Below are 4,639 nucleotides of genomic sequence, written 5' to 3' on the forward strand. Positions count from 1 at the left end.
TGACTTTATCCAATCAAAAGCGATAACTCGAAGCAGGATTAGTCCTAAAAATATGGCGTTGCCAAATAATGTTTCGCCCTTAAATCGGATAAAATCCCGAGCAATAGTAAATTCCATATAAAGGGCTATAGGTAATAGCAAGGTCCAAATCAGCCATATGGTGTATTCTGGTATCCAGCGCTTGGAAAAAATACTCTGCCTGGTAACTATATGTACAAAATAAGCAAAGGGGATAAAGGACAGTTGGGCAAAGGCATTACGGAGTACATGCATATCTTCGAATAGCCCTTTGGTGGTTACGCAATATATCGCGAGAGCGATTATGCCGAACAATATGCTTTGGCGTAAAGCCTGCCATTTTGAAATACTGGAATTTTCCATATAAGGTCCACCTCGTGGGGGTATATTTTATCAATCAATATCTATTATTCTACTGTAACAGGCCAGAAAGTCAAGTCGAAAGCATATGTCTGCTGAATATATTTATTAGATTGACTATATTTAATTAAATATATTAAATAAAAATACAAAATTTCTTTAGAATATTATATAATTGTACTGAAAGAAGGTGAATATATGCCTGTATTTAAAAAATCAATGCTTATATTGCTGATTATTGTTTTAGGAGCGGCGATGGGGACTTATTACAGTCTGGCTGAGGATGATAATGACCCCATGGAAACGGCTACGGATCAGGTAACCGAACCTGTGTCAGTGGAAAATTTTGCTGTATATGTTTGTGGCGCAGTGAAAAATCCGGGGGTAGTACTGCTAAGCCCCGCCAGTCGGGTTTCGGATGCGGTTAACATCTGTGGCGGGGTGCTGCCCAACGCTGATACGGAGAAAATCAATATGGCCCAGCCTATCAAGGATGGTATGCAGATAACGGTACCGGCCAAAGGTAATCCGCAGGCAGGCAATACTGATGGAAAAAAAGCTGATACAGCTGAGAGGCGTATAAATATAAATCAGGCCAGTGCTGAGGAGCTTACCCAAATACCTGGGGTAGGCAAGGCAACTGCCCAAAGGATAATAGAATACAGGAATCAGAACGGGCGGTTTACTGCTGTTGAAGATCTCATGAAAATAAAAGGCATAGGTAAGGCTAAGTTTAAAAAAATTGAGCCAAAGGTAACCATATGATGAAAGCTGAAGGGCAGTATCCAAAGGCATATATCAATTTACTGCTTTTGGCACTGGGACTGGGAATTATCTGTGCCCGTTATACAGAGCTGTGCCGTGAAGCATGGACAGCAGTTTTCATCACGCTGGCAATAATGCTTTTGGCGGCTGGTATAATGGCCTGGCTTAAAAGCAGGTACATTGTACTTATCACCACATTGATGATGATACTGCTGGGAATGCTCAGATGTTCTGTGGCACTTTATCCCGGTAACTGTGATATTCAGCAATGGGCAGAAAAGGACATATCCATCAGGGGAGAGCTGCAGGAAGGGGCAGAGCTTAGCAGGGATAAGGAGGGGAAGCTTCATGTCAAATATGTTGTTGGCAATATTTCCCTGAAGGAAGGCAGTCAGGAATATGCATGTCAGGGGAATATCGTGGTTTATGCCCGGGACAATTCCTTTGAAAAGAACATAACCTCTATCCCCAATACGGATTTTGCCTTTGAAGAATACGGAAGAAAGGGGGATGAAATCCAGGTACAGGGCAGGCTGATGAAGCTGCATGATTATCAGAATCCCGGTCGTATGGATATGGTCATGGCTAATTATGCCAAGGGCATTCATGGACAAATGTCAGCCGGCAAATACAGTGTCAAGATTTTACCGGTGGATAAAATGAGCCTGGGACGGGTTGCCGGATATATCCGGCATCTATACAAGGCTGCCATGGATATGGTAATGCCAAAGTCCGATAGCGCAGCGATTTATGCCATGCTGTTTGGGGGCTATGGTGGCATTAGGGAAGACCTGCTGGAAGCCTTTACCGTTACAGGGTTGATTCACATTTTATCGGTATCCGGGTCCCATATCACCCTGATGGCCGGGGTAGCCAATATTGTAGGTAATGCAGTGGGGCTGTCCGGTACGAGTACAGCAGCACTGGCCAGTATAATAATTGTTGCCTACAGCTTTTTGGCCGGGCTGGTGATGCCGGTTGTCAGGTCAGCAGTAATGGGAATACTGACATTATTGGCCTTGACCCTGGGGCGGGAAAAGGATGCCCAACATATACTGAGTATCACTGCACTGGGAATATTGCTCCTGTGGCCCCTGTCAATTTTTGACATCAGCTTCCAGCTGTCTTTTTTTTCAACTGCCGGGCTATTGTATTTATCCCCCAGGATAAAAGGGTGGTTTCCCAAGAAGGCTCCGGAGTTTGTGTCCGGCAGTCTGTCGGTGACTATCGGGGCACAGCTGGGGTCCCTGCCATTTATTGCCTGGTATTTTAATGTAGTGTCCATCAGCTCGTTGCTGGCAAATTTGCTGGTAGCTCCTGTACTTGAACTGATTATAGTAGTCAGTCTTTTCGCCGGGATAGCCGTTGGACTCATTCCGGTTTTAGGTAAAGCTGTGTTCCTTTTTGCCAGCCTTTTGCTGGGACTGGCCTATGAAGCCACCAGGGTTATTGGCAGCTTGCCGGGAAGTCAGGCATATATACCATCCATGAATTGGCAGTTCTGGTGCGGTTATTACCTTGTGCTGCTTCTATGCCTTTGGCCTGGGGAGCAGTGGAAAAGGACTGGGCAGTGGATTATGGCGACTGTTCATAACTCCGGGAAGAGGGAAAAATATATTGGCAGTATGGCAATGGCTGTAATTATGGTTTGCGTGGCCATTTATTTTGCCCGCCCCGGCGAAATGGCCGTGCATTATATTGATACAATAACGACTACCCTGATACAAATAAAACACCCTTCAAACGCCATCTATGGGCTTTGAGGGGTGTTTTGCGTATATGGACGGAGTTCTTATCAGCAACAAGGACTATTCTGTGTTTATGTGGTGCATACGGGATTAACGATTGGAAAAAGGGTTTTGGTAGGTTAAAAAGCAATGTACATATTGCTAATAATACAATCATTGTCGTTGCTATTAGATAATTAAACTCTCTAGAGGACTATGAAGTATGGTATAATTTAAAGTGTTTTTCAATATGTTCGAGTATGGGGGATGTAGGGTGAGTAGATTTGAGTTTCTTAGAGGGAGAGAAGATGCACTATATGATATGTGCAAGCAAGTGGAGAAATATCAAGGGGTTGATACAGATATACTTATGTTGAAATCCCGTCGGGCTTTAGAGCAAATTGTTACAAAACTTGGGTGTCAGGGTCATACTTTGCGTGAGAAGGTTGACGATATAAATTCAAAATTAAACATATCCAGAGAGATGAAAAATCGGATAATCAAGTTTAAAAATTTGTGTAATGAAAGTATCCATTATGAAGAAGGAAAGACGGCTACTATTGCTGCGGATAGCGTATTAGCTGAACTTGTGGATATATGCAAATGGCTTGTGGATGCCAAAATCGAAAAGAAGGTTGAAACTGTTATTGAGTCCAATATTAAGCTGCTTCAGGAAAAACAGCGTGAGTTGGAAAAAGCATTTAAAAATAATGATATGCCTGCTGTTGCCAGAATCAGTGATGAAATAAAGGACTTATCTACATCGCAGAGCATTGATATTAAGAAAATAATGACTCCTAATGGTTTTGAACTAGAGAATGATTTAATAAGTAATGATACAAATAAAGATATTGAAACGGCTGAACAATTTGAATTGCTTTTTGAATTGGCACAACAGGGGGATCCTGATGCACAGTATGAACTAGGGGATTTTTATGATTTAAAATCTGAAAATGAAGAAGATGAAGGAAATGAAGAATATTATTTGCAAAAGGCATTTGTATGGTATGAAAGAGCTGCAGAGCAAGGTCATGTAGAAGCGCAATTTATGTTGTCAGTTTTTTATTCTGATGGACTTTTGGGGGAGGAAGATTCACAAAAGGGATTTGAATGGTGTAAAAGAGCTGCAGAGCAAGGTCATGTACAAGCACAACGTGAATTGGCATATAGTTATCAAGAAGGCATGGGCATTGAAAAGAATATACAAAAGGCATTTGAATGGTATAAAAGAGCTGCAGAGCAAGGAGATGGACCTGCACAATTACACGTAGCCAATTACTATGAAGTAGGCTATGGCATTGAAAAAGATGAACAAAAAGCATTTGAATGGTATAAAAAAGCTGAGGAGCAAGGGTATGAAAAGCTACAACTGATTTAGCATTGTGCTATGAAGCAGGCTATGTTGTTGATAAAGTATTTGCTTATTATCTATATAGTAAGGATACTACCCCTCTTGCCAGAGAAGTCTATGCAATTAATCAGGATGTGCGGTAGCATACCAATGAAAATATTGGGGTCCCGCTCGTCAAGAGATATTTACCAAGGCATTTAAACGACTGTTGGACAAAGGAATAGACTTCCAATAAAGACACCTTATCGGAAGGTATAAAAATTCATCCCCCGGAAACATGCTCACTTCGCCGTCCAGCGCATCCAGCTGCTGGTCGTTGATGAAATCAACGGTATCCCTGCGGGCAGCGAGAGTGATGGACGGCGAAGTGAGTATGTTTAAGGGCGAAATCAAAGGCAACTTCCCTGAGAGCTCGTTG

The 4,639-nt window shown here is 42.3% G+C and carries 5 protein-coding genes; 3 read left to right on the forward strand and 2 right to left on the reverse strand.

What is annotated here, in order from left to right; genetic code table 11:
- Positions 1-381, reverse strand: a 381-nt coding sequence (locus K6C05_RS02225; RefSeq protein WP_296730787.1) for a hypothetical protein, incomplete at its 3' end; no start/stop codon positions are given.
- A gap of 195 nt (positions 382-576) precedes the next feature.
- Here K6C05_RS02225 and K6C05_RS02230 point away from each other — a divergent pair.
- The 3 genes from K6C05_RS02230 to K6C05_RS02240 all read left to right on the forward strand — a co-directional run bounded on the left by K6C05_RS02230 (position 577) and on the right by K6C05_RS02240 (position 4,248).
- Positions 577-1,143, forward strand: a complete 567-nt coding sequence (locus K6C05_RS02230) for a ComEA family DNA-binding protein (protein ID WP_296730788.1) — start codon at positions 577-579, stop codon at positions 1,141-1,143.
- Positions 1,140-2,906, forward strand: a complete 1,767-nt coding sequence (locus tag K6C05_RS02235) for a ComEC/Rec2 family competence protein (protein WP_296730790.1) — start codon at positions 1,140-1,142, stop codon at positions 2,904-2,906. The genes K6C05_RS02230 and K6C05_RS02235 overlap by 4 nt, the downstream gene beginning before the upstream one ends.
- Before the next feature lie 238 nt (positions 2,907-3,144).
- Complete coding sequence (locus K6C05_RS02240; protein ID WP_296730791.1) at positions 3,145-4,248, forward strand: tetratricopeptide repeat protein; 1,104 nt, start codon at positions 3,145-3,147, stop codon at positions 4,246-4,248.
- Between the two features lie 147 nt (positions 4,249-4,395).
- Here the strand turns inward: K6C05_RS02240 and K6C05_RS02245 are convergent.
- The coding region (locus tag K6C05_RS02245) for a hypothetical protein (RefSeq protein ID WP_296730793.1) at positions 4,396-4,639 on the reverse strand (244 nt) is incomplete at its 5' end.

Source organism: Anaerovibrio sp., from assembly GCF_024697385.1.
In the GTDB taxonomy this organism is placed as follows: Bacteria; Bacillota; Negativicutes; order Selenomonadales; family Selenomonadaceae; genus Anaerovibrio.

Coding starts and splice junctions, on each gene's coding strand:
- K6C05_RS02230 (WP_296730788.1), top strand. CDS start 577: ATGCCTGTATTTAAAAAATCAATGCTTATATTGCTGATTATTGTTTTA.
- K6C05_RS02235 (WP_296730790.1), top strand. CDS start 1,140: ATGATGAAAGCTGAAGGGCAGTATCCAAAGGCATATATCAATTTACTG.